Source organism: Enterobacter sp. E20, from assembly GCF_000801755.2.
GTDB classification, from domain to species: Bacteria; Pseudomonadota; Gammaproteobacteria; order Enterobacterales; family Enterobacteriaceae; genus Enterobacter; species Enterobacter asburiae_B.
In genome coordinates this window covers 1608007-1633019 of sequence record NZ_CP012999.1, presented here as the reverse complement: position 1 = coordinate 1633019, position 25013 = coordinate 1608007, and the positions used below count along the sequence as shown (strand labels likewise).

Below are 25013 nucleotides of genomic sequence, written 5' to 3'. Positions count from 1 at the left end.
TTAAGTCCTTATCAGTTGAGGCCGCGCACGGAGGAGATGAACTGCTTCAGTTCCGTGGTCTGCGGGTTGGCGAACAGCGTTTTGCTGTCGCCCTGCTCCCAGACTTTCCCCTGGTGCATAAACACCACGCGGTCGCCCACTTCGCGGGCAAAATTCATTTCATGGGTAACCAGTATGAGCGTCATCCCCTCGGCCGCCAGCTGCTCCAGCACCTTGAGCACTTCGCCCACCAGCTCCGGGTCGAGCGCGGAGGTGATCTCGTCGCAGAGTAAAACTTTCGGCGACATGGCCAGCGCCCGGGCAATCGCCACGCGCTGCTGCTGGCCGCCGGAGAGACTCGACGGGTAGTAATCCAGACGATCGCCTAAGCCCACTTTCTCCAGCATCTGCTGCGCCAGCTCGCGGCATTCGGCGGCGCTTTTCTTCAGCACCCGACGCGGGGCGAGCATCACGTTTTCCAGCGCCGTCATGTGCGGAAACAGGTTGAAGCTCTGAAACACCATCCCGACCGAGCGGCTGATTTCGCGAGCCTGAGAGTCCCGGTCGGTAATGGTCATGCCGCCCAGCTTGATGCTGCCGTCCTGATAGCCTTCCAGTCCGTTGATGCAGCGCAGCAGCGTGCTTTTGCCCGATCCGCTGCGCCCGATAATGGAGATCACCTGGCCCATGTCGATATCCAGATCGACGCCCTTGAGCACGTGGTTATCGCCGTAGTACTTCTGCACCTGATTAATGGTGATGAGAGGCATTGAATTTCGTCTCCAGATAGCGGCTGTAGCGCGACAGCGGATAACACAGAATAAAGTAGCCGAGCGCCACCAGCGCAAAGACCTTAAACGGCTGATACGTCACGTTGGTCAGCATGGTCCCGGCCTTGGTCAGCTCGATAAAACCGATAATCGACGCCAGCGCGGTGCCCTTGATCACCTGCACGGCAAAGCCGACCGTCGGGGCGATACCGATGCGCAGCGCCTGCGGGGCGACCACGCGAAACAGGGTCTGGCCAAAGGTCAGCCCCAGACAGCGCGAGGCTTCCCACTGCCCCTTGGGCAGAGCGCGAATGCTGCCGAACCAGATATCGAGCAGAAACGCGCTGGTGTAGAAGGTGAGCGCCAGCGAGGCGGCGGTCCACGGCGAGACGTCGATGCCGAACAGCGCCACGCCGAAGAAGGCCAGGAACAGCTGCATCAGCAGCGGCGTGCCCTGAAACAGCTCAATATAGCCGCGGATGATGCGCCTGACCGTGCGCCCGCCCGTCAGGCGCAGCAGCAGGAGCGGCAGCGTCACCGCCGCCCCGCCGACAAACGCCACCAGCGACAGCAGCACCGTCCAGCGTCCGGCCAGCAGCAGGTTGCGAATAATGTCCCAGTCGGTAAAGGTGGTCATCATGCCTGCACCCCCAGCCATTTGCGTCCCGCCGCCATCATCAGCTGGCGCAGGGTAATCGACAGCGCTAAGTAAATCCCGGTTGTCACCAGATAAACCTCAAAGCTCAGAAACGTTCTGGACTGGATCAGGTTGGCGGCGAAGGTTAGCTCTTCATACGAGACCTGCGACACCACCGACGAGCCGAGCATCACGATGATGCACTGGCTCACCAGCGCCGGGTAAATGCGCTGCAGCGCGGGCGGCAGCACCACGCGAATAAAGGTCTGTAGCCGGGTCAGCCCCAGCACGCGTCCGGCTTCCCACTGCCCTTTCGGCGTGACCTGAATGCCCGCGCGGATAATCTCGGTGCTGTAGGCGCCCAGGTTCACCACCATGGCCAGCAGCGCCGCTTCCCCCGCCGTCATCTTCAGCCCCAGGTTCGGCAGGCCGAAGACGATGAAAAACAGCTGCACGACAAACGGCGTGTTGCGGATGATCTCCACGTACGCGCCCCAGATCCGGCTGTACCACGTTGGGCGCGCGCTGCGGATCGCCGCCCCGAAAATCCCTATCGCCAGGCCGCCGACGGTCGCCATCACCGTCAGCTGAATAGTGACCCACAGCCCCGCCAGCAGCTCCGGCCAGTGCGGCCAGAGCGCGGAGAAATGAAGTTGCTCCGTCATCGGCTCAGGCGCCAAGGTTGGCCGGCAGCGGGGCCTTCAGCCATTGCTCGGACAGGCCGTTCAGCGTGCCGTCCTTGATGCCCTGCTCAATCAGCGCGTCCACTTTTGCCTTCAGGGCCGGTTCGTTTTTCTTCAGGCCAATAAAGCACGGCGAATCTTTCAGCATAAAGCTCGGCACCGGAGCTTTATCCGCGTTCTGGCGCGAAATAGCCGCCACCACCAGGTTACCGGTTGCCACGTACTGCACCTGTCCGGAGAGATAGGCGGAGAGCGTGGTGTTGTTATCTTCGTAGCGCTTCACGTCCGCGTCTTTCGGCGCCAGGCCGGTCAGCACCATGTCCTCCACCGCCCCGCGCGTCACGCCGATGGTTTTTCCGCTCAGCGCGGCGGCGTCTTTCAGCTCGGCCCCTTTCGGACCAAACACGCCGAGGAAGAACGGCGCGTAGGCGCGGCTGAAGTCGATCACCTTCTCGCGCTCCGGGTTTTTACCGAGGCTTGAAATGACCAGATCCACCTTATCGGTTTGCAGGTACGGCACGCGGTTGGCGCTGGTCACCGGCACCAGCTGCAGCTTGAGCTTCATCTGTTTGGCCAGATAGCGCGCCATGTCGATGTCATAGCCCTGCGGCTGCAGGTCGGTCCCCACCGAGCCAAACGGCGGGAAGTCCTGCGGAACGGCAATGCGAATGGTGCCGCGCTTCTCGATATCCTGAAGCTGGTCAGCCTTTGCCGGCAGCTGTGTGAAGAGGCATGCGGCCCCGGCCAGTGCAATCAACAATTTTTTCATGGTGCTTCCCCGTAACGTTAACATGAAACAAAAGATTCTTTGAGTGTGATTTTGCAACTAATGTGCCAACCAGGGCGAAGCGGAAAATATTCTTGCGAAGCCTGATAAACGCGGACGGGTCGAAAAAACGTATGTTTTCCCGACCCGTCAGATGCACCATTTTAATGCAAAGCACCAGCCTGATGCCCCATTATCGCTGTTCGAGTTCGTCCAGCTGCTGGTAGAGGGAGGCTATTTCGTGAATGCGCGGACGGCCTTTATCGAGAATTTCATGCAGGAAGGCGTTTGCCAGCAGGTTGATCAGGCTGTTGACCGAGGAGTAGCTGTCATAGGCCGAGACGCTGTCCAGCGGGGCGCAGAGCTGCCAGCTCGCCAGCGGAAACAGGCTGTGCGCCTGCGGCTCGCACATCAGCAGCACCGGAATACCGCGGCTCTGAAGCTGCTGCATCAGCGGGCGGATGATGCGCGGGCGGCGGCGAAAGGCCATCATGACCACCAGATCGTCCGGCGTTAAATCCACCAGCTCCTCGCTCAGGCTCTGCCCCGGCTGCGGCAGGACCAGCACCTGACCGCGCGCCTGCAGCAGCTGCTGGCGCAGGTGCAGCGCCGCCGGATAGGCGTTACGCATGCCGATAATGACGATGCGCCGCGCCTTCACCATGCAGGCCATCGCGTCGGCAAACTGCTGCGCGTCGAGGGCGTTGACCCACTGGGTCAGGTTCGCCATCTCCTGCTTATAGTGGCGCGCCAGCAGCGTATTGCCCTGCACCGCGTCGCGGTTATCGGTGAGCGGCATCCCGCTCTGGCGCAGGGTGCGCAGCTCGTCGCGCATGTCCTTATATTTCTCATAGCCCAGACGCTTAAACAGACGGCTAACCGTGGCTTTCGACACCCCGCTCAGCTGCGCCAGCTCGGCGCTGTTGTAGCTAATGAGATCGTCAAAATGATCGAAAATAAAGTCCGCCACCCGCTGCTCCTGCGGCGACAGCGACGGGTACTGTGCTTTCAGACGTTCATCCAGTTGTTCCATAGCGCCTCTGTAACTTTTGTTTCATCACATTGTACCTTTTATTATGCGTATTCATTATACGTGCCAGTTTACTGAAACTTTTCTTTCAGAACTGGAACAGCTTTTGCAGCGCCTTGTGACTTTCAGGGTTACGAGGACTCTCTATGCAAAGTAATGTCTCCACGCACGGCATGGCCGTTGCGCCCCACCATCTTGCCAGCCAGAGCGCGCTGGCGGTACTGCGCGAAGGCGGCAGCGCGATAGAGGCGATGGTCGCCGCGGCGGCCACCGTTGCCGTGGTTTATCCGCACATGAACGGGCTGGGCGGCGATGGCTTCTGGCTTATCGTGCCGCCGGAAGGCGAACCTGTCGCCATTGATGCCAGCGGCGCGGCGGGATCGCGCGCGACGCTCGCCGCCTACGACGGTCTGGCGCATATCCCCCATCGCGGCCCCCGCGCGGCGCTGACCGTCGCCGGCACGGTGAGCGGCTGGGACGAGGCGCTGAAGGTCTCGCGCGAGTTGACCGGCAAGGCGCTGCCGCTGTCCCGACTGCTGGCCGACGCCATTGACTATGCGCAGAACGGCACGCCGGTCACGGCCTCTCAGGCCCACGCCACGGCCAGCAAATTCGACGAGCTGAAGGACGTCCCCGGCTTCGCGGAAACCTGGCTGGTGGACGGTAAGCCGCCGCAGGTCGGGAGCCGCTTTTACCAGCCCGCCATGGCCACGACGTTGACGCGCCTGGCGGAAGACGGTCTGGACAGCTTTTACCGCGGCCCGCTGGCGGACGTGATGGCGCACGGCATGGAGACGCTGGGCCTGCCCGTGACGCTGGCCGATCTTAACGCGCACGCTGCCCGGCGAACCGCGCCGCTGACGCTGCAGCATCAGCAGGGGGTGATCTTTAACCATGCCCCGCCGACGCAGGGGCTGGTCTCGCTGGCGATACTCGGCATCACCGACCGCCTGAACATGGCCGAGGCCGACGACGCCGATACCATTCACCGCATCGTTGAAGCCACCAAGCTGGCCTTTGGCCTGCGCGATGCCCACATCACCGACCCGCGCGAGCTGAAAACCGATATTCAGGGTCTGCTGGATCCCGCCGCCCTGCAGGCGCTTGCCGACAGGGTTGACGACGGCCGCGCCGCGCCGTGGGGGACCGGAAAAGGCCCCGGCGATACGGTGTGGATGGGAGTGATGGATAACAGCGGGCTTGCCGTGTCGTTTATCCAGAGTATCTATCACGAGTTCGGCAGCGGCGTGGTGCTGCCCGACACCGGCATCGTCTGGCAGAACCGGGGCGCATCGTTCAGCCTCGATCCCAATCATCTTCTGGCCCTCGCGCCGGGCAAACAGCCCTTCCATACCCTGAACCCGGCGGCGGCGCGCCTTAAGGACGGGCGCGTGATGGTCTACGGATCGATGGGCGGTGACGGACAGCCGCAAACCCAGGCCGCGCTTTTTACCCGCTACGCGATTCAGGGCGTGCCTTTACAGGAGAGCATTTCCCGCCCGCGCTGGCTGCTGGGGCGCACCTGGGGACAAACCTCGGACACGTTAAAGCTGGAAGGACGCTTTACCGCTGAGACGGTCTCACGGCTTCAGGCACTCGGGCACGAGGTGGAAATGTTCCCTGACTTCAGCGAAGCGATGGGCCACGCGGGCGCGATTGTCCGCCACCTCAACGGGCTGTTCGAAGGGGCATTTGACCCGCGCAGCAACGGCGCGGCCGCCGGATTCTGAGGAGAAAACTATGACGACACAACAACCCGACTGGCAGGCGTATCTGGCGCAAATGGAGTCCGTGCTCGGCGTGACGCTGGACGATGCCCGCCGCGCCGAGCTGCAGGTGCAGTTCAGCCGCATAGCAAACATGGCCGCCCCGCTGATGGCGCTGCCGCTCGATGACCGTCTGGAGATCGCAGGAGTGTACAAAGCATGAGGCTACACGAGATTAGTATCAGCGCGATCCAGCATGCGCTGGGCGCGGGCGAGCTGAGCGCTCGCGAGATTGCCCGCCAGACGCTGGAGGCGATTGCGCGCGTTAACCCGCAGATCGGCGCCTGGACCGCCGTGACGGAAGCGCGCATGCTCGCCGAGGCCGAGAGCATCGATACCCTGCGCCGCGAAAAGCGCCCCCTGCCCCCGCTGGCGGGCGTGCCCTACGCGGTAAAAAACCTGTTCGACGTTGCCGGCCACACCACCCTTGCCGGGGCAGAGCTGTTCAGCCAGCGCCCCGCCGCGGCCGCTGACAGCTTCGCGGTGCGCCAGCTGCGCAGCGCGGGCGGGCTGCTGACCGGGATGGTGAATATGGACGCCTACGCCTACGGCTTCACGACCGAAAACAGCCACTACGGCACGACGCGTAACCCGCACGATCTGGCGCGCATTGCGGGCGGATCTTCCGGCGGCTCGGCCGCCGCCGTGGCCGCCGGGCTGGTGCACTTTTCGCTCGGCACCGACACCAACGGCTCGATTCGCGTTCCGGCCTCACTGTGCGGCATCTACGGCCTGAAACCCACCTTTGGACGCCTGTCGCGATCCGGCAGCCATCCGTTTGTCGCGAGCCTCGATCATATCGGCCCCTTTGCCCGCCGCGTGTGCGACCTGGCGTCCGTATACGACGCGCTGCAGGGCCGGGACAGCAGCGACGGTTTTCAGGCAGAGAGCTCGCGCGAGCAGACGCGCCCCCTGCTCGACCGCGGGCTTGACGGCCTGCGCTGCGCGGTGCTCGGCGGCTACTTCGCCACCTGGTGCGATGCGGATGCCAGAGACGCCGTGGCGCGGGTGGCGAAGGCGCTCGACGTGCAGGATGAGCTGCAGTTCCCGGACGCCGAGCTGGCGCGCTCCGCGGCGTTTATCATCAGCGCCTCCGAAGGGGGAAACCAGTACCTGCCGGCGCTTCGCCGCGAGCCCGAGCGTTTTGAGCCGCACTCCCGGGAACGCCTGCTGGCAGGCGCGATGATCCCCTCCGCCTGGTACATTCAGGCCCAGCGGTTTCGCGCGCACGCCCGGCAGGCGTTTAAAACCCTGTTCGCGCAGGCCGACGTGCTGATCGCGCCGGCAACGCCGCGCAGCGCGACGCTCGCGGGTGAGCAGACCATGGAGATTAACGGTCAGCCGCTCCCCATCCGCGCCAGCATGGGGATGCTGACCCAGCCGATTTCATTTCTGGGCCTGCCCGTGACCACCGTTCCGCTGCGTACCGCGCAGGGTGCGCCGATTGGCCTGCAGCTGATTGCCGCGCCGTTTAACGAGCAGGCCTGCCTGCGCGTCGCGCGCGTGCTGGAAGAGAGCGGCATCGCCGATGCAAGCCCGGCGGAGGTGGCCGCATGATGAATCACGATGACATTAACCTGCCGTGGGTGGTTGCCGAGGTGACCGCCGCGTTTTACCGCTATGAAGACGCGCTGGTCAGCAACAACGTTGCGGTGCTGGACGAGCTGTTCTGGCACGACAAAAACACGGTGCGTCTGGGGGCGGGTGAAAACCTGTACGGGATTGATGAAATCCGCGCCTTTCGGGCGGCGCGCCCCGCCGCTGGGTTACAGCGGACGTTGCGCCACACCGTCATCACCACCTTCGGGGAGGATTACGCGGTGTGCAGCACCGAGTTTACCCGGGAGAGCACGGAGCGCATTGGCCGCCAGCAGCAGACGTGGGTGCGGTTTGCCTACGGATGGCGGATCGTGGCGGCGCAGGTGAGTTTGATGTCGTAGTCGTAGGCCGGGTAAGGCGCAGCCGCCACCCGGCTAAACACGGCTCAGTTATTTCTGAAACGGATGCACATCCCGCCAGTGGTCGGCAATCTGCTGGCGGGTACAGACCCACACCCGCTCGTGCTGCTGCACGTAATCGAGGAACCGCTGCAGCGCGCGAAAACGCCCCGGCCGCCCCAGCAGGCGACAGTGCATGCCGATGGACATCATCTTCGGCGCGCGTTCCCCCTCTTCGTACAGCACGTCAAAACTGTCCTTCAGATACGTATAAAACTGCTCGGCGGTGTTAAACCCCTGCGCGGTGGCGAAGCGCATGTCGTTCGCATCCAGCGTATACGGCACGATCAGGTGCGGTTTACGGGTGCCGTCGCTGCAGGCCACTTCCGTCCAGAAGGGCAGATCGTCGCCGTAGTAGTCGCTGTCATAGTCGAAGCCGCCGTGCTCCACCACCAGCTGGCGGGTGTTGGGGCTGTCGCGCCCGGTGTACCAGCCCGTCGGCGGCTTGCCGAAAAGGTCGGTCAACACGTGCACCGCCTTGTGCAGGTGTTCGCGCTCCTGGCTGATATCCATGCTCTGGTAGTGGATCCAGCGCCAGCCGTGGCTGACCACGTCGTAGTCCGCCGCCTTGATTGCCTCGACGATCTCAGGATGACGCGCCAGCGCCATCGCCACGCCAAAGACCGTCAGCGGCAGGCCGCGCTTTTGAAATTCACTGTGGATCCGCCAGAACCCGGCGCGGCTGCCGTATTCGTAGAGGGAGTCCATCGACATGTGTTTATCCGGGTAGCTGGCCGCGCCGATAATGTCCGACAGGAACTGCTCGGATCCGGCATCGCCGTGCAGAACGTGGTTTTCCGCCCCTTCCTCATAATTGAGCACAAACTGCACGGCGATACGCGCCTGATTCGGCCACCGCGCGTGCGGCGGGTTTCCCGCGTAGCCGCGCAGATCCCGCGGGTAATCCTGTTCAAAAAGCGCCATTACGTCTCCCCTCACCTTAAAATGGATTCAATGCCTGAAACTGTCCGCTTAACGCTTTTTTCTCCGGGAACGCCAGATCCCCGTGCTTGCTGGTCGACAGCCCCAGCGCCACCAGCGATTCCACCATCTTCACCGCCGCGCTGACGCCGTCGATGACCGGCACGCGCAGCTCGCGCGTCAGCTCCTGCGCCAGCGTCGCCATGCCGCCGCAGCCCAGCACGATGGCGCCGCAGCCGTCCTCTTTCAGCGCCTGTATACAGCGCGCGCGCACCTTCTCCTGCGCCACACCGCTGCCGTCTTCAAGCGCCAGCACCGGGAGATCGATAGCGTGCAGCGCCGCGCAGCGATCGTGAAAGCCATACTGGTGCAGCAGATGGCGGGCAATAATCAGCGTGCGCGGCAGCGTGGTGACCACCGAAAAGCGCGTCGCCACCAGCGTCGCCATATGCATGGCGGCTTCCGCAATGCCCACCACCGGCCCCTGCGCCAGCTCGCGCGCCGCCAGCAGGCCCGGATCGCCAAAGCAGGCGATGACGTGACCGTCCACGCCCTGCTCTCTGCCGAGCTTGACCTGTTCGAGAACCCCCACGGCAGCGATGGCCTCATCAAAGTGACCTTCTATAGACGGCACGCCCGCGCTGGGGCAGACCGCGAGGATCTCCGTCCCCGGCGCCGCCACCGCGCGGGCCGCCGCGCCGATGGTTTCCGTCATCGCGAGGCTGGTGTTGGGGTTGATCACTTGTATACGGACAGAGGACATTACGACTCCTTGTGGCCGGCAAACAGCCGGGCAAAATCAGGCAGACACTCGCCCGCCCGCTCGAAGCAGAGGCTGGCGACGATATGTTCAAAATGGTGCATTAAGGCATCGCTGAGCGGCTGGAGCGCCTTCTGGCGCAGCAGATCCACAAGCTGTTCGTGGTCGTTGCAGCGACAGCCCTGACGCCACGGCGCGCCCCAGGTGGCAATCACCAATGACGAGCGCTGGCTCAGGCCGGTCACCATCTCCGTCAGCACCTGGTTGCCGGAGATGGCCTGCAGCTGAATGTGGAAATTGGCGGAGTGGCGAATTGCCGCCGGGCCGTCGTAGGCCTCGTGCGCCTGCTGCTCCTGGCGAATGATGGCCTCCAGCGCGGCAAGGTGCGGCGGCTGGCAGCGGGCCAGCACGTCCGGCAGGTTGGCGACCTCCAGCAGCGAGCGGGTGCGGAAGATATGCTGCGCCTCTTCCACCGTCGGGCTGGCAACGTGTGCACCACGCTTGGGCGTTAAGGTGACCATTTGCACAGCCGCGAGTCGTTGAAGCACCTTGCGGATGCCCGTGCGGCTTACGCCAAAGACCTCGGCCAGCGCCTCCTCCGGCAGTTTGCTCCCCGGCAGCAGCTGATGTTCGACAATCGCGGTCATCAGCGCCTGAAAGATCGATTCGTCTTTGTCATGCAGGTCTGGCGCGGTCTGCAGGGCGTTTATGTTGTTCATTCACCACTCCGTCTTTTACTCTTCGTTATCGAATCGTATACATAAAAATAAAATATTGCATACAAGATTTATTATTTTGGCCTGGATCCTGCAACACCGTCTGCACTCCCGCTTAACGGGTTTTCATTCACAGGAGCAGGTTTCATGCCAAACAGTCAAAACGCGCAACAGGGTACGGCCGCTGATTCCGGTGCGGTTTACAGCCCACGTCTTTGCAATGAGGATCTGGCACCGACGCGTGACCAGAACTGGAGCTGGTACAACATCTTTTCGTTCTGGATGTCGGACGTTCACAGCATGGGGGGTTATGTTGTCGCCGCGAGCTTCTTTACGCTCGGGCTGGCAAGCTGGCAGGTGCTGCTGTGCCTGCTGGTGGGGATTTGCATCGTGCAGCTGTGCGCCAACCTGGTAGCCAAACCGAGCCAGATGGCGGGCGTGCCCTACGCGGTAATCAGCCGTCAGGCGTTTGGCGTGTTCGGGGCCAATATTCCGGCGGTGATCCGCGGGCTGATCGCCTTTGCGTGGTACGGCATTCAGACCTACCTGGCCGCCAACGCCCTGATGCTGGTGGCGCTGAAGTTCTGGCCGTCGCTCTCTTCGCTCACCACCGGCGCATTTCTAGGTCTGTCGCATCTCGGCTGGATCTGCTTTGCCATTATGTGGGTACTGCAGGCGATGGTTTTCTGGCACGGCATGAGCGCCATCAAGCGCTTTATTGATATCGCCGGTCCGGCGGTCTACGTGGTGATGCTGGCCCTCGCAGGCTGGATTGTATACAAGACCGGTTTTGACGGCATTTCCTTCACTCTCGCCAGCAAATCCCTGAGCGCGGGCGAGCAGACCTGGCAAATGATCACCGCAACCGCGCTGGTGGTGTCTTACTTCTCCGGCCCGCTGCTCAACTTTGGCGACTTCTCCCGCTACGGCAAAAGCATGGGCGAGATCCGCCGCGGCAACCGATGGGGGCTACCGTTTAACTTCCTGCTGTTCTCCATCGTCACCGTGGTGATTGTCTCCGGCACCCAGTCGCTGTTTGGGCGCATGATCACCGACCCGATCGAAACCGTCAGCCGCGTAGGCAACGATCTGGCCGTGGCGATTGGCCTGCTGACGATGATCACCGCCACCATCGGGATCAACATCGTCGCGAACTTCGTCTCCCCGGCGTTTGATTTCTCTAACTGTTCGCCGCAGAAAATCAGCTTCCGCACCGGGGGCATGATTGCCGCCGTCGGCTCGATCCTGCTCACCCCGTGGAACCTGTTCAACTCGCCGGAGCTTATCCACTACACCCTGGACGTGCTCGGGGCGTTCATCGGCCCGCTGTTCGGCATTCTGATTGCCGACTTCTACCTGATTAAGCGCGGCAAGGTGTCGGTTGACGATCTGTTCGACGACACGCCAAAGGGCAAATACTGGTACCGCAACGGTTTCAACCCGAAAGCCATTGGCGCGCTGATCCCGTCCGTTGCCGTGGGCCTGGTGATCAGCTTTATTCCGGCCCTGCATGAGGTGGCGAACTTCAGCTGGTTTATCGGCGTCTTCCTCGGCGGCGTGACCTACCGCTGGCTGGCGCGGGAAGATCGCGAGACGGCGGGCGCGACGTCGTTCGGCTCACGCGTGGCCACGCAAAAAGAGTAACCCCCTCCTTCCGGCCGCAGCCTATCTGCGGCCCGTTCATTCTGGCACCGTTCTTGCTGAGCCTTATCACCCCGTTATGTACATAATAAGGCAGGAACCATGATGGATTACCAGACAGCGATCCGCGGCGCATTTTTTGATATTGCCCAGGTCTGCGACAGCGCAGACGCGATTGCCCGGCACGCGCGCTACCTTGAGGACGGGGTGCTGTTTATACAGAACGGAAAAATTCTGGCGCACATGCCGTGGCAGGAGGGCGAGCAGTATCTTGACCCCCACAAGGGCTACACCGACCTGCGCGGTAAGCTACTGCTGCCCGGTTTTGTCGATACCCATGTCCATTATCCGCAAACGGAGATGATCGGCGCCTTTGGCGAGCAGCTGCTGGAGTGGCTGACCACCTACACCTTCCCGGTGGAGAGCCAGTTTGCCGATGAAGCCTACGCGAAAGAGATCGCCGAATTTTTCATTCACCAGCTGGTAAGCAACGGCACCACCACCGCGCTGGTGTTTTGCACGCTGCATCCGGAATCGGTCGAGGCGCTGTTTACCGAAGCCCTGCGCCTCAACATGCGCCTAATCGCCGGAAAGGTGATGATGGACAGACACACTCCGGACTACCTGAGCGAAGACGCGAAGCAGAGCTACCGGCAGACGCGGGCGCTGATCCAGCGCTGGCACCACCGGGGACGGCTGGGCTATGCCATTACCCCGCGCTTTGCGCCGACCTCATCCCCCGAGCTGCTCGCCGCGGTCAGCCTGCTCAGAGAGGAGTTCCCGGATACCTGGATGCAGACCCACCTGAGCGAAAACCCCAACGAAGTGGCCTGGGTGAGCGACCTCTGGCCGGAGCACGAGCGCTATCTGGACGTGTATCACCATTACGGCCTGACCGGCGAGCGCAGCGTGTTTGCCCACGCGATTCACCTTCACCACAGCGAGTGGCAGTGCCTGCATGACACCGGTTCGGCTGTGGCGTTTTGCCCCACCTCTAACCTGTTTCTCGGCAGCGGGCTGTTTCGCCTGCCCGCCTGCTGGCAGCACAAGGTCAGGATGGGCATCGGCACCGACGTCGGCGCGGGCACCACCTTCAGCATGCTGCGCACCCTGGGGGAAGCCTACAAGGTCGGCCAGCTTCAGAGCTACCGCCTGCGCGCCAGCGAGGCGTTTTACCACGTCACGCTGGGCGGCGCGCACGCCCTCCGGCTCGACGATAAGATTGGCAACTTCGCGCCCGGCAAAGAGGCGGATTTCGTGGTGATCGACCCTGACGTGACGCCGCTGCAGCGCCTGCGCAATCGCCGCTGTCAGGATATCTACGAGCAGCTTTTTGTGCTGATGACCCTCGGCGACGAGCGCAACATCAGCGAGACCTGGGTCAACGGCGAGCGGGTATGGTCAACTTCCCCGGTAGGTTGACCATCCGCCGGGCGCAATCACAAACGGCAGATGGAAATGCTCGTCTGCCGCTTCTCCCGTCACAAAATCAATTTGCGCGCAGGGATATAGCGTGTCGCGACCGGTTTCGCTAAACCACGCGCCGATCTCCGCCACCAGCCGATAGCGGCCTGCGGGCAGAGAGGGAACGAACGCGGCGATACGTCCCTGGACGTTGGTCACGCCCGAGGCCATTATTTCGCCCTCCCGTTCGAGATGGACCGTCACGCCCTGTGCGGGTTTGCCCGTCGAGATATCAAGAATATGGGTGCTGAGTGTGCTCATTCGCTAATAACTCCTTCCAGCCGTAGCAGCGTAATTTCCCGCAGCTGTTCCAGCGCGGCACGGATTTCCTGCGCGTCGCTGTTCTCCAGCCGCGCGTGCAGCGCCTGTAAAATCTCCTCGCCGCTGCGGCCCTTCGCGCGGATCAGAAAGACGCGTCCGAAGCGGGCCTCGTAGCGGGCATTGCTCTCGCGCAGCGCCCGGGCAAGGGCAGCATCGCCTTCATTCACCGCGCCCTGCTCCTGGCGCGACAGTGCCGCCTCCGCCTGTGAACCTGCGGGCTTTTCCCCGATGCGCGGATGGGCGCTCAGGGCCTGCGCCAGCGCCGCTTCGTCCCAGTTTTGCGTCAACGCGTTTGCCGTATCGAACAATTCCTCCCGGCTGGCGTAGGGTCGCCAGCGAACCAGCGCATCGGCCCACTCGGGGAGCGCCACGCAGGGGTGAATCAGCGCTAACGCCTTTTCGTGGGGAAGATGATTGAAGTCGTGCAGTGCGATCATAGCGTCTCCTTTATTGTCTTCCTCCGGGTTATTGCACAAACCACGCCACTCTGAGCGCGGGCGTGAAACAGTCGATTCCGTATAGCTCAACTGGAAATTTTTGATTCAAAAAAAGGCACGCTCACCGCGTTTGCGCACCTTAGCAGTGCAAACGTCGCCCCCACAACGCCGTTTTCGCCACTCTGCAGCCTGGTACGCAAATTGCTGAATGTCTTTACACCCTGCAAAAGGAGAGAAGCATGAGAGCAATCGTCATTGGTGCGGGTATTGGCGGCCTGAGCGCCGCCGTCGCGCTGAAGAAATCGGGCATCGACTGTACCGTGTTTGAAGCCGTCAAAGAGATCAGGCCCGTCGGGGCGGCCATCTCCATCTGGCCTAACGGCGTGAAATGCATGCAGCACCTCGGCATGGGCGACATCATCGAGACCTACGGCGGTCCGATGCGTTTTATGGCCTACAAGGATTACCGGCGCGGCGAGACCCTGACCCGCTTCAGCCTTGCCCCGCTGGTTGAGCGTACCGGCGGGCGCCCCTGCCCCGTCTCGCGCGCTGAGCTTCAGCGCGAAATGCTGGATTTCTGGGGGCGCGACAGGGTGCAGTTCGGCAAGCGCGTCGAACGCGTAAGCGAAGACGACGCGGGCGTGAGCGTGACCTTCACCGACGGCACCACGGCAGCCGGCGATTTTCTGATTGCCGCCGACGGCAGCCACTCGGCGGTTCGCCCGTACGTGCTGGGATACACCCCGGAGCGCCGCTACGCCGGGTACGTGAACTGGAACGGGCTGGTGAAGATTGACGAAGAGATCGCCCCGGCGCACCAGTGGACCACCTTCGTTGGCGAAGGCAAACGCGTGTCGCTGATGCCCGTCTCCGGCGGACGCTTCTACTTCTTTTTTGACGTACCGCTGCCCGCGGGCCTGGCGGAGGATCGCACCACCCTGCGCGCCGACCTCACGGGCTACTTCCGCGGCTGGGCCCCGCCGGTGCAGAAGCTTATCGCGGCGCTGGATCCTGAAACGACCAACCGCATTGAAATCCACGACATTGAGCCGTTCGACAGCCTGGTGCGCGGCAACGTCGCGCTGCTCGGCGATGCCGCGCACAGCACCACGCCGGATATCGGCCAGGGCGGCTGTGCGGCGATGGAAGACGCCGTGGTGCTGGGTGAGTGCCTGCGTGAAAACCACAGCATTACGCTGGCGCTGCGCCAGTACGAAGCGCTGCGCTGCGACCGGGTGCGCGACCTGGTGCTGAAGGCGCGTAAACGCTGCGACGTCACCCACGGGAAAGACATGGCTCTGACGCAGGCCTGGTATCAGGAGCTCAAAGAGGAGACCGGTGAGCGCATCATCAACGGTCTGTGCGAGACCATTCAGGGCGGCCCGTTAGGCTGAACGCAAGAGGGACAACGATGAAAAGAGAACCGACTCCACCCGCCCACTGCACGTTTGAGCCAGAGGACTGGCTGCGCCTGGCGAAATGCTGGCATCCGGTCGCGCGCGCCTGCGACGTCGGCCCGGCGCCGGTCAAGGCGACCCTGCTGGACGAACAGCTGGTGATTTACCGGATTAACGACAAGGTCGTGGTCGCCCGTGACGTCTGCCCGCACCGCGGCGTGCCGCTGACGCTCGGCTTTCACGATGAGTACGGGATTATCTGTCCCTACCACGGCTTACGCTTCGGGGAGGACGGGCGCTGCAACCGTATTCCGTCCAGCCCCGACCAGCCCGTTCCGGCGAAGCTGAACCTGATTAACTACGCCGTGGAGGAGCGCTTCGGCCTGATCTGGACCTGCCTGGCGTTTGACCCGGACAATCCTGTGCCGCTGCCCACCATGCAGCACTGGGATGACGACGGATTTCAGCAGATCAACTGCCCGGCGTTTGAGGTGAACGGCTTTGCCGGTCGTCAGGTAGAGGGGTTTCTGGACGTGGCGCACTTTGCCTGGATCCACACCGATACCTTTGCCGACCCCAATAATCAGCGGGTCCCCACCTATCAACCGCAGGAGACGCCGTTCGGTTTTGTTGCCGATTACTGGAGCTCCGTGAGCAACTATCCCGCCAGTTCACCCGTGCAGGCGCCGGAAGGGTTCCAGTGGCTGCGCCATTTTGAAATGCATCTGCCGTTTACCGCCACCCTGACGATTCATTTTCCGGGAGAATCGCGACTGGTCATCATGAACGCCGCGTCGCCCGTGTCATCGCGCGTCACCCGCATGTTCGCCCCTATCGCGCGTAACTTTGACCTGCATATTCCGGTGGAGGATGTGCATGCCTTCAATCTGCGCATTTTTGAAGAGGATCGCCTGATGGTCGAAACCCAGCGCCCGGAAAGTCTGCCGCTGGATCTGACGCTGGAAGCGCATATTCCCGCCGATAAGAGCTCAATTGCCTACCGTCGGGGACTGAAGAAGATGGGCTTTGGCGAATTTTTCCTCGTATGACGGAGGCCGATATGCTGAGCGTAATTGTTGACGGGCTGTGGCGCGAGGGCGACAAAAGCCTCGCCGTCAGGCTGGTGGCTGAAGACGGTAACGCGCTGCCGGCGTGGCAGCCCGGCGCGCACATTGATGTCCACTTGCCCTGCGGCGCGGTGCGCCAGTATTCCCTGACCGGTGCGTGTGGAGACGAGAGCTATCTTATCTGCGTGGGGCGGGAAACCGCCTCGCGCGGCGGATCGCGTTACGTTCACGAGACGCTGCGACCCGGGCAGAAATTAGCGATCTCTGCCCCGCGCAATCTGTTTCCGCTGCATCAGGCTGAGCGGGTGTTGCTGCTGGCGGCAGGCATTGGCATTACGCCGCTGTATGCGATGGCCCTGCAGCTGAAGGCGGCCGGAACGCCGTTTACGCTGCACTATTACGTCAAACGCCGCGAAAGCGCGGCCTTTGCGCGCGAACTCTCCCGGTTCGGTGAGTGCCAGATTCATACCGCCAGCCCGCGCACTGCGCTGGCAGAGCATCTCCCGGCACCTGAGGCGGGGCTTCACGCCTGGATCTGCGGCCCGGCAGGGTTTATGGAAAAAGTGCGAGACGTGGCGACGGCCAGGGGATGGGATGATGGCCATCTCCACAGCGAGGCGTTTCAGCCCGCGGCCCCTGCCGCACGCGGTGACGCGGGCGAGATCTTTACGGTCAAACTCGCCTCCACCGGGGAGCGCTGGCCGGTGCCTGCGGATAAGACCATCGCTCAGGTACTACAGGAAAACGGCGTGGACGTGCCGCTGTCATGCGAAATGGGGATCTGCGGGGCGTGCCTGACGCCGGTGATTGACGGCGTGGTGGATCACCGGGATAGCGTGCAGTCGGAGGCGGAAAAAAGCGCGACGGACCAGCAGGTGGCGCTGTGCTGTTCGCGGAGCCATTCCGGGGAGCTGGTGATTGCCCTGTAAAACGAAAAAACCCTACGATATTGCTATCGCAGGGTTTTCAAATTTGGCGGAAGCGTAGAGATTCGAACTCTAGAACCCTTTCGGGTCGCCGGTTTTCAAGACCGGTGCCTTCAACCGCTCGGCCACGCTTCCAAAGTGAGGCGCACTATAAACATCTATTAGCCCCTTGTAAAGCAGGAATTTTTCTATTTTGACCTGCCGGCGTTTGACTGCGCAAAAATCACCCAGACGCTTGCCGCGCATCGGTCACAGCCCCCTTGTACATACCGTTACACAGCAACGCTCATCCTTTTAAATCGCTCTGGTATAGAATGCCACAAAAATAAACGGTCATTTGTTGTGTAATTGTTATAAATCTGAGTACCCGCAGATTTAGAAATTACTGCCATGCAGTGTTACTGGTTGATGATGAAAATCAAAAATACGCTTTGCTTACATATCCTGATGGCGACCCTGGCCATATTGTTCCTCTGTGTTCACCCGCTGGTGACGAGCTTCAATCCGCCCCTCACCTTCCAGCCGCTGATTAAATCAATGGCGGGCACGCCGAAAGAACAAGCGGAAAAAATTGCGACTATTTCCCATGCCTTAGAAGGGAATGCTATTTTCTTCATTGGCGCGTCTGAGGTGGCCACCTCAGAAGATGAACATTACGCTGTATATAATTACTTTAATAAGCAATTGCACAAACCCGTCGTGGCGTATGGCGATGCGTTCGTCGATGATGAAACGCAATTTTTACTGTTCTCTCGTTTTAAAAATAGCCTTAACGCAAACAGTAAAGTTGTTTTGCTTCTGGCTCCTGACAGCTTTTATTCAAAAGGGCTGCCACCGGCTATCTATGCCGATAATTTCCCCGGCTCTATTTTTAATCCGCTGATGAAGGATCCGCAGGCGCGCCCGCTGCTGGTTAATTATTTAAAGCATATTGATAGTAAAGAAATAAGCCATTTAACCTTCGGCCAAATGCGCGTCTTTGGCTGGCACCCCGATCTGATGTGGGACGAGCTGAGCTTCCAGTTTGCCAACGTCTGCACCCTAATAAAAAACGACTGGCTGGCGCTGCTCAACATCACGCCCCAGACGGTACAGCCCTGGCCGCAGCAGCCAGTCGCCCACATTGCCCCCGACTGGGACAAAGAGCTGGCGAATGCGCGCGAGTTAAATAAAAAACGCCAGCAGAGCGCGGCCACCCTGTGGATGGACAAAACGATTTACGAGGAGGACAGTACGCGGCAGCAGTGGGATGACACGCCGGTCGTGCCTGCGCAAATCGCCGCCTTCAGTAAAACCGTCCAGCTGCTTAAGGAACACCACGTGCAGGTGATTGCTATCGTCGACCCGGTTAACCCCTGGGCGCTTTACAATACCGATACCTTCCGTCCGGTTGATAAACAAATAAAAACCATTCTGGAAAAAAACCAGATCCCTTATTTAGATATGTACGCCATGCCTTATCAGAATGGCTGGAACTGGGATCGTTTGCACCCTTCCGAACTGGCCTGGGTTCCTATGATTCGCTTTATTGCACAGAGTTTTAAATGATGAAAATCGCGATCCGTCTTTTTTTCCTTTATCTCCTGCTGGCGATCACCATCGTCGCGTGGACCTCTGTCGATGACAGCATGAGTATGCAGCTGCATTTTGAATATCAAAAGTTCTGAGGCCGAATAATGTACAGCTCAGGAATGTTTTTTGTTTATTTGTTTTCATCCGCGCTGGCGTTTGCGCTGGTTAATCGCGTATTGCGCCATCGTCTGACCTGGTTATCTGCGCTCTCGGTGCTGACGGCGCTGGGATGGGGATATATATTTCAGGGCGATTATATTGTCCCCGTCGCCGTTTTTTTCAGCTTTTATGTTTTTGCCACGCTTAAAGAGAAGGGATGGTTAAAAACGTGGCAGGCGGTCATTCTGACATTATTGCCGCTGCTGCTGGTGAAATTACATTTAAATAACCACTTGGGCATGATCGGCCTCTCTTTTATGACGTTCCGCGCGCTGGACGTGCTGCTCTATCGCAGTAAAAAAGAAGGTCAGAATTTCCTGCACTATTTCTGTTATCTGTTTATGCCCTTTATTATCCTGGCCGGCCCAATGTACCGCTGGCGGACGTGGATGAGTGACGTCAGCAAGCCCGTATTTGCCCTTAACCGCGAACAGTTTTTAGTCGCGTTAGAGCAAATCATTACCGGCATTGTCCAGAAGTTCCTGTTTGCCATGCTGATTGATTCCCTTGTCGTGCAGCCCTGGAGCCATAAGCCGTTTACGCTGACCGTGGGCGTGGTGATGTCGATTGCCTACAGCACCTACCTGTACTTTGATTTTGCGGGCTACAGCAATATGGCCATCGGCGCGGGCCGCCTGTTTGGGCTCAGCATTCCGGCAAACTTCAACATGCCGCTTCTGGCAAAGAACCCGCAGGATTTCTGGCGCCGCTTCCACATCAGCCTGTCTGAATGGCTGCGCGATGTGGTCTTTATGCCCGTTTATATGAACCTGATGAAATTCAACTTTTTCCGTCAGAACAAAACGCTGGCGCAAAATATCGGTATTTTTTGCACCTTATTCTGCATGGGGGCATGGAATGGCCTGGAACGCCATTACGTCATCAGCGGCGCGCTGTTTGGCGCGATTTCCGTCGCTCACAATATGCTGCTGTGGTCAGCCAAACGCAGCCCGGCATTGCACCGCGGCCTGCAGTATCCGGCCGTTGCGTTTTTAGGGCGAATTCTGACGCTGGGAAGCGCCGCAGGATCCCTTTACATCTTTAGTGGAATGTCACCTCTATGAAAAATCACTCCGATCTTCAGGAACTGCAGGATTTCTTACGTGCGGCATTATGCGATCCCGCCTCCCCGCAGCAGCTGGCCATCAGCGGCAGCGACGAAGCCTTAAGCTGGCTACAGCTTTCCGCTGCCGTGACGGACTGGGCGCAGCGCTATCAGCGCTGCCAGCCTGCTGCCGGTACGCCGGTCGTATTGTACGGACACCAGCAGGCCGATTTCGCCGTGGCGATTTATAGCTGCCTGCTGCACAACATTCCGTACATCCCGGTGGACTGCATCTATCCGCAGGAGCGCCTTCGGGAGATCTGCCATCTGGCCAGCGCCCCTTACTATTACGACGTCGTGACCCGGCAGTTCATCGCCACCGGGGAACCGGGCAAGGTACTGGAGGAGCAGGATCTGGCCTACATCATGTTTACTTCAGGCAGCACCGGTAAACCTAAAGGCGTGCAGATTGGGCGTGAAAGCGTATGGCACTTCATGAAATGGGTCAGCCAGGACTTTTCACTGCCGGAAAAACCGGTCCTGATGAACCACGCGGTATTCAGCTTTGACCTCTCCCTGATCCCTTTGCTGGCGAATCTGGCGATGGGCGGACACATCGTGCTGAACGCCAAAGAGGACATTCAGAAAGAGAACTGGCTGGAGCGACTGAAAAGCAACGCGGTCTCCGCCTGGGTTTCCACCCCTTCTTTTGCATACCAGCAGCTGCTTTCCCCGCAGTTCAACAGCGAGTATTTGCCCGCGCTCAACGTCTTTATCTTCATTGGTGAAGTGCTCAATAAAGCGCTGGTTAAACAGCTTCGCCGCCGCTTCCCGCAGGCCAAAATCATTAACTCGTATGGCCCTACGGAAGCGACGATTGCGACGACCGTGGTTGAAATCACGGATGCGATCCTGAACAGCGACAGCGCCGTGCTGCCGGTGGGGGTCATGATGCCTGAGAGCAAAATGGAAATTTCCGCCGACGGCGAGCTGATTATCTGGGGTAAAAACGTCATGCGCGGCTATCTCGGCCTGCCGCAGGAGAACGCGGCGAAATTACTCCGTCGGGAAGATGAAGCGTTTCGCGGCTACCGTACCGGCGATCTGGGCTATGAGGCGGGGCTGATCTACTGCCAGGGCCGCAACGACAGCCAGGTCAAACTGAACGGCTACCGTATTGAAATCAACGAGATCGAGAACCGCCTGCTGGCCATGTCCGGCATCAACGAAGCGGTGGTCCTGCCGCTGATGAAATCCTGCGGCAGCGTACTGCGCATTGCCGCGTTCTGCGTGACGGATATGGCGCCGGACACCATCAAAACATCGCTGTCGAAGGTCGTTCCGCACTATATGGTGCCTTCACAAATTATCGTAAAAGACGCTTTGCCGCTGAATCCTAACGGCAAAATTGACCGCAAGCTGCTGGACGCTTACGCCCGCACAAATTAATGACTCCAGGAAAAATTATGGAACAAGAAATTCTCGCCCTGTTCGAAAAAGTGTTATCCCGTAAGGTGGGCTTTCACGATGAACTGATTGAATCCGACATTCTCGACTCCATCCTGGCGGTCGATATGGTGCTGGAAGTGCAGGACGTTTACGGCTGCATGATCCCGCCAACTGACGTGGCGACGGTGCTAAAAACCCCGGCGGACCTGGCCCGCTATATTGAAGAAAACCGCTAAACGCCCCTGCTGTTAATGCTGCCCTGAAGGCTCTGGAGGATCTCTCCAGAGCCTTCATTCGTTCCCCCTCCCCCTGAACGCTGTTCTGCTCCCTTTCACAGGAATGAAACCGACTGCTTTTACTATTTCTCCTACACTTTAGGAGTACTGTCGGTACGGGAAAGAGAAAAAAGCCAACTTAATTAAGGCATTAATGATTCGCTGTGCGCTCAGCCGGGGAACGTTTTGCCTTTAACAGAGGAGTCTGCGGTATGGCATTCGTAACAACGAAAGACGGCGTCAATATTTATTACAAAGACTGGGGCCCAAAAGAGGCTCAACCCATTGTTTTCCACCACGGCTGGCCGCTAAGTGCCGATGACTGGGATAACCAGATGCTCTTCTTCCTCGCTGAAGGCTATCGCGTTATCGCTATCGATCGTCGTGGACACGGGCGTTCGGACCAGGTGAGTGAAGGCCACGATATGGATCATTACGCGGCCGACGCGTCGGCCGTGGTTGAAAGCCTGGACCTGCGCAATGCCGTGCACGTCGGTCACTCCACCGGCGGCGGACAGGTCGCCCGCTATGTTGCGCAGTACGGGCAACCGCAGGGGCGCGTCGCCAAAGCGGTGCTCGTCAGCGCCGTCCCGCCGCTGATGGTCAAAACGGACAGTAACCCCGGCGGAACGCCCATCGAGGTTTTCGACGGCTTCCGCAAAGCGCTGGCGGCTAATCGCGCCCAGTTTTACCTCGACGTCGCCAGCGGGCCTTTCTACGGCTTTAATCGGGATGGCGCGGACGTTTCACAGGGGACGATCCAGAACTGGTGGCGTCAGGGGATGATCGGCAGCGCAAAGGCCCACTACGAGGGGATTAAGGCGTTTTCAGAAACCGACCAGACGGAGGATCTAAAAACCATCACGGTTCCCGTTCTGGTGTTGCAGGGCGACGACGATCAGGTCGTGCCGTATAAGAATGCAGCCCTGCTGCAGGACAAGCTGCTGGCGAACAGCGTACTGAAAATTTATCCGGGCTTCCCGCACGGGATGCATACCACGCACGCGGATACCATCAACGCGGACATTCTGGCCTTTATCCGCTCTTAAACGTCGCCTTTATTGCCGGGTGGCGCTGCGCTTACCCGGCCAACATTCCTGCATCCGCAACGATATCTCTGAATTGCCAATTAAATGCATGAACGCCACCCGCCTCGGTGAGAAATAGCAATATATTTACGGGGTGAATGATAACGCCTGTTTTTTACAGGGAAAAAGCGGAGTCTTAATAGCGTGAGGCGGATCGGTCAATCCAAAAGAAAAACCCCAGGTTAACGAGTAACCTGGGGTTTATATCTGGCGGAAGCGCAGAGATTCGAACTCTGGAACCCTTTCGGGTCGCCGGTTTTCAAGACCGGTGCCTTCAACCGCTCGGCCACACTTCCTAAGTGAGGCGAACTATAAACACCTCACCGCGAGCTGTAAAGAGTGGCTGCACTCGTTCGCTGTAAAAATAGTCAAAACGTGTCTAATCGGTTGAACTGACGACACATCGACGATTTTATCAGCACAGGCCTAGTGTTTTTTGATGTACATGTCTTTCGTGAAATAGTACCCCAGCTTATCCGGCGTAAATCCGCCTACCCACGGTTTCACCAGGTGGGTGCGGACGTAGTGATAAACTGGAATAGCCGGTACATCACGCCCCAGCAGATCTTCCGCCTGCTGGTAGAACTTACCCCGCTCTTCCGCTGATTTGGCTTTTGCGGCACTGAGCAGCGCCCGATCGTAGTCCGGATTGCTGTACTGGCTGGTGTTTTCGCTGTCGCCCGTGCGGAAGTTGTTCAGGAAGGTCGCCGCATCGTCGTAATCGGCAATCCACGCATACCGCACCGCGTCAAAGTTGTGGGTGTGCATGGTATCCAGCATGGTTTTCCACTCCTGGTTTTGCAGCTTTGCCTCCACGCCAAGGTTTTTCTTCCACATGGAGCTGGCCGCAATCGCGATGCGCTGGTGCGATTCAGAGGTGTTGTAGAGCAGGTTGAAGCTCAGAGGATGGCTGGCGTTATATCCGGCCTCGTTCAGCAGCTTTTTCGCCTCCGCGATGCGCTTGTCCAGCGGCCAGCTGGCGTAATCCGGGTTCTGTAACTTCACGCCGCCAATATCCGGCTGGCTGATGAGCCACGCCGGGCGCTGCCCCTGCCCTAATACTTTTCCGGCAATGATGTCTTTATCCAGCGCCATGTTGAGCGCCTTACGCACGCGCGCGTCGTTGAACGGCGGCCGGGTGGTATTGAATTCGTAGTAATAGGTCGCCAGCTGCGGAGAGACGTCCAGCTCGCTGCCGAGGGTTTTCTTGAGCTGGGCAAACTGGTTAATCGGCACCGTGTACACGATGTCAATTTCGCCCGCCTTATAGCGGTTCACGTCCGAGGCCTCGGAGGTGATGGGCAGGTAGGTGACTTTGTTAATCACGGTATGCGCGTTATCCCAGTAGCGCGGGTTGCGCTCTGCCACGATGCGTTCGTTGACCACCCACTGCGACAGCTTATACGCCCCGCTGCTGACGAAATGCTCCGGCTTGGTCCACTTATCCCCGAAGCGGCCAATCAGCACTTTATCCACCGGCACCAGCGACGGGTGCGCCAGCATCGCGAGGAAGGCCGCGTTTGGCTGCGTGAGCGTCACTTCCAGCGTGGTGTCGTTAATCGCTTTTACGCCCAGCGTATCGGGCGCTTTTTTCCCCTGAGCAATATCGGCCGCGTTGACGATATGCATGTTGCCCGGATAGCTGGCATACGGCGAAGCCGTTTTCGGATCGATCAGGCGCTGCCAGCTCCAGACCACATCCTCAGCGGTAATCGCCGTGCCGTCGCTCCAGGTGATGCCCGGACGCAAATGGAACGTCCAGACGGTGTTGTCCTTGTTCTCCCATTTTTCCGCCAGTCGCGGTTGAACTTCTCCTGCCGGGGAAACGCCCACCAGCCCTTCGAATAAATCACTGATAATATTGAACTCGACATCGCTTTCGACTTTATGCGGGTCGAGCGAAGCCGGTTCACTGCCGTTGTTTCTGACCAGTTCCTGTTTGTCGGCCAGCGCGGTTCCTGCCGGCACGTTAGCCGCCCAGGCTGCCGTGCTGGCGCACAGGATCCCTGCGGTTAACAAAGAGAGCGTAAAGTGAGTGCGTGTTTGTGGTTTCATTTCCTTCGCCTTATAGTCTGTTTTATGACGATCCGGAAATAACTCTTAGCGTTCGAATGGTAATAACGCAATATTTTTCAGTAACCTATAAG

25 protein-coding genes, 2 tRNA genes and 1 pseudogene are annotated in these 25013 nt (G+C 59.8%); 15 read left to right on the top strand and 13 right to left on the bottom strand.

What is annotated here, in order from left to right:
* Window positions 1–11: 11 nt before the first annotated feature.
* From NI40_RS07565 to hpxU, 5 genes are all read right to left on the bottom strand, one after another.
* A complete protein-coding gene (locus tag NI40_RS07565; RefSeq protein ID WP_032638731.1) occupies window positions 12–749 on the bottom strand; it encodes an amino acid ABC transporter ATP-binding protein in 738 nt (245 codons plus the stop codon).
* A complete protein-coding gene (locus tag NI40_RS07560; protein ID WP_071884868.1) occupies window positions 730–1386 on the bottom strand; it encodes an amino acid ABC transporter permease in 657 nt (218 codons plus the stop codon). Before NI40_RS07560 ends, NI40_RS07565 begins: the two co-directional genes overlap by 20 nt.
* The gene (locus NI40_RS07555; protein ID WP_039261667.1) at window positions 1386–2051 is read right to left on the bottom strand and encodes an amino acid ABC transporter permease; all 666 of its coding nucleotides are present in this window, start codon (window positions 2049–2051) and stop codon (window positions 1386–1388) included. Before NI40_RS07555 ends, NI40_RS07560 begins: the two co-directional genes overlap by 1 nt.
* Window positions 2052–2055: 4 nt before the next feature.
* Window positions 2056–2838, bottom strand: a complete 783-nt coding sequence (locus NI40_RS07550) for a transporter substrate-binding domain-containing protein (RefSeq protein ID WP_023311064.1) — start codon at window positions 2836–2838, stop codon at window positions 2056–2058.
* Window positions 2839–3028: 190 nt separating this feature from the next.
* Window positions 3029–3868, bottom strand: a complete 840-nt coding sequence (gene hpxU / locus NI40_RS07545; protein WP_039261664.1) for a MurR/RpiR family transcriptional regulator HpxU — start codon at window positions 3866–3868, stop codon at window positions 3029–3031.
* Window positions 3869–4011: 143 nt separating this feature from the next.
* Between hpxU and hpxW the strand changes: the two genes are divergently transcribed.
* Genes hpxW through hpxZ form a run of 4 tightly spaced genes read left to right on the top strand, consistent with a single transcriptional unit; the run spans window position 4012 to window position 7571 of the window.
* Complete coding sequence (hpxW, locus tag NI40_RS07540; RefSeq protein WP_039261663.1) at window positions 4012–5595, top strand: oxamate amidohydrolase; 1584 nt, start codon at window positions 4012–4014, stop codon at window positions 5593–5595.
* Window positions 5596–5605: 10 nt separating this feature from the next.
* Window positions 5606–5794, top strand: a complete 189-nt coding sequence (gene hpxX / locus NI40_RS07535; RefSeq protein ID WP_033145148.1) for an oxalurate catabolism protein HpxX — start codon at window positions 5606–5608, stop codon at window positions 5792–5794.
* A complete protein-coding gene (locus tag NI40_RS07530; RefSeq protein ID WP_039261662.1) occupies window positions 5791–7188 on the top strand; it encodes an AtzE family amidohydrolase in 1398 nt (465 codons plus the stop codon). The genes hpxX and NI40_RS07530 overlap by 4 nt, the downstream gene beginning before the upstream one ends.
* Entirely contained in the window at window positions 7185–7571 is a 387-nt protein-coding gene (gene hpxZ / locus NI40_RS07525) for an oxalurate catabolism protein HpxZ (protein WP_032649007.1), read from the top strand. Before NI40_RS07530 ends, hpxZ begins: the two co-directional genes overlap by 4 nt.
* Window positions 7572–7619: 48 nt before the next feature.
* Here hpxZ and puuE read toward each other — a convergent pair whose 3' ends face one another.
* From puuE to NI40_RS07510, 3 genes and pseudogenes are all read right to left on the bottom strand, one after another.
* The gene (gene puuE, locus NI40_RS07520; protein ID WP_236918806.1) at window positions 7620–8519 is read right to left on the bottom strand and encodes an allantoinase PuuE; all 900 of its coding nucleotides are present in this window, start codon (window positions 8517–8519) and stop codon (window positions 7620–7622) included.
* Window positions 8437–9312, bottom strand: a pseudogene (hpxA, locus tag NI40_RS07515) (allantoin racemase). The gene puuE and the pseudogene hpxA overlap by 83 nt, the downstream one beginning before the upstream one ends.
* A complete protein-coding gene (locus NI40_RS07510) occupies window positions 9312–10028 on the bottom strand; it encodes a GntR family transcriptional regulator (protein WP_039261654.1) in 717 nt (238 codons plus the stop codon). Before NI40_RS07510 ends, hpxA begins: the two are co-directional and overlap by 1 nt.
* A gap of 144 nt (window positions 10029–10172) precedes the next feature.
* On the opposite strand from NI40_RS07510, the gene NI40_RS07505 reads away from it, so the two are divergent.
* The gene (locus tag NI40_RS07505; RefSeq protein ID WP_023335187.1) at window positions 10173–11669 is read left to right on the top strand and encodes an NCS1 family nucleobase:cation symporter-1; all 1497 of its coding nucleotides are present in this window, start codon (window positions 10173–10175) and stop codon (window positions 11667–11669) included.
* Between the two features lie 102 nt (window positions 11670–11771).
* Window positions 11772–13088, top strand: coding sequence for a guanine deaminase (guaD, locus tag NI40_RS07500; protein WP_039261650.1), 1317 nt, complete (start codon window positions 11772–11774; stop codon window positions 13086–13088).
* Here guaD and uraH read toward each other — a convergent pair.
* Entirely contained in the window at window positions 13068–13391 is a 324-nt protein-coding gene (uraH, locus tag NI40_RS07495; protein ID WP_033145142.1) for a hydroxyisourate hydrolase, read from the bottom strand. The genes guaD and uraH overlap by 21 nt on opposite strands.
* Window positions 13388–13888 (bottom strand): 2-oxo-4-hydroxy-4-carboxy-5-ureidoimidazoline decarboxylase, encoded by a 501-nt coding sequence (uraD, locus tag NI40_RS07490; RefSeq protein ID WP_039261648.1) that lies wholly within the window; start codon window positions 13886–13888, stop codon window positions 13388–13390. Before uraD ends, uraH begins: the two co-directional genes overlap by 4 nt.
* A 239-nt stretch (window positions 13889–14127) precedes the next feature.
* On the opposite strand from uraD, the gene hpxO reads away from it, so the two are divergent.
* Genes hpxO through NI40_RS07475 form a run of 3 tightly spaced genes read left to right on the top strand, consistent with a single transcriptional unit; the run spans window position 14128 to window position 17281 of the window.
* Window positions 14128–15282 (top strand): FAD-dependent urate hydroxylase HpxO, encoded by a 1155-nt coding sequence (hpxO, locus tag NI40_RS07485; protein ID WP_039261646.1) that lies wholly within the window; start codon window positions 14128–14130, stop codon window positions 15280–15282.
* A 17-nt stretch (window positions 15283–15299) separates the two neighbouring features.
* The gene (gene hpxD, locus NI40_RS07480) at window positions 15300–16334 is read left to right on the top strand and encodes a molybdenum cofactor-independent xanthine hydroxylase subunit HpxD (RefSeq protein WP_039261644.1); all 1035 of its coding nucleotides are present in this window, start codon (window positions 15300–15302) and stop codon (window positions 16332–16334) included.
* 11 nt (window positions 16335–16345) lie between these two features.
* Complete coding sequence (locus tag NI40_RS07475; RefSeq protein ID WP_039262127.1) at window positions 16346–17281, top strand: PDR/VanB family oxidoreductase; 936 nt, start codon at window positions 16346–16348, stop codon at window positions 17279–17281.
* A 44-nt stretch (window positions 17282–17325) separates the two neighbouring features.
* Here the strand turns inward: NI40_RS07475 and NI40_RS07470 are convergent.
* Window positions 17326–17413: transfer RNA gene (locus tag NI40_RS07470), tRNA-Ser, on the bottom strand.
* Between the two features lie 276 nt (window positions 17414–17689).
* On the opposite strand from NI40_RS07470, the gene NI40_RS07465 reads away from it, so the two are divergent.
* From NI40_RS07465 to NI40_RS07445, 6 genes are all read left to right on the top strand, one after another.
* Window positions 17690–18826: a D-alanyl-lipoteichoic acid biosynthesis protein DltD gene (locus tag NI40_RS07465; protein WP_039262125.1), complete on the top strand. Its 1137-nt coding sequence runs from the start codon at window positions 17690–17692 to the stop codon at window positions 18824–18826.
* The gene (locus NI40_RS24390; RefSeq protein WP_023335174.1) at window positions 18823–18945 is read left to right on the top strand and encodes a hypothetical protein; all 123 of its coding nucleotides are present in this window, start codon (window positions 18823–18825) and stop codon (window positions 18943–18945) included. Before NI40_RS07465 ends, NI40_RS24390 begins: the two co-directional genes overlap by 4 nt.
* A 9-nt stretch (window positions 18946–18954) precedes the next feature.
* Window positions 18955–20073 (top strand): MBOAT family O-acyltransferase, encoded by a 1119-nt coding sequence (locus tag NI40_RS07460; RefSeq protein ID WP_039261642.1) that lies wholly within the window; start codon window positions 18955–18957, stop codon window positions 20071–20073.
* Complete coding sequence (locus tag NI40_RS07455) at window positions 20070–21503, top strand: AMP-binding protein (RefSeq protein ID WP_039261639.1); 1434 nt, start codon at window positions 20070–20072, stop codon at window positions 21501–21503. The genes NI40_RS07460 and NI40_RS07455 overlap by 4 nt, the downstream gene beginning before the upstream one ends.
* 17 nt (window positions 21504–21520) lie before the next feature.
* Window positions 21521–21739, top strand: coding sequence for an acyl carrier protein (locus tag NI40_RS07450; protein WP_008499867.1), 219 nt, complete (start codon window positions 21521–21523; stop codon window positions 21737–21739).
* Between the two features lie 251 nt (window positions 21740–21990).
* A complete protein-coding gene (locus NI40_RS07445; RefSeq protein ID WP_032658141.1) occupies window positions 21991–22827 on the top strand; it encodes an alpha/beta fold hydrolase in 837 nt (278 codons plus the stop codon).
* A 247-nt stretch (window positions 22828–23074) separates the two neighbouring features.
* On the opposite strand, the gene NI40_RS07440 is transcribed toward NI40_RS07445, so the two are convergent.
* Together NI40_RS07440 and NI40_RS07435 are read right to left on the bottom strand one after the other, a co-directional pair.
* Window positions 23075–23162: transfer RNA gene (locus NI40_RS07440), tRNA-Ser, on the bottom strand.
* 130 nt (window positions 23163–23292) lie between these two features.
* Window positions 23293–24921 (bottom strand): ABC transporter substrate-binding protein, encoded by a 1629-nt coding sequence (locus NI40_RS07435; RefSeq protein ID WP_039261637.1) that lies wholly within the window; start codon window positions 24919–24921, stop codon window positions 23293–23295.
* Window positions 24922–25013: the final 92 nt, after the last annotated feature.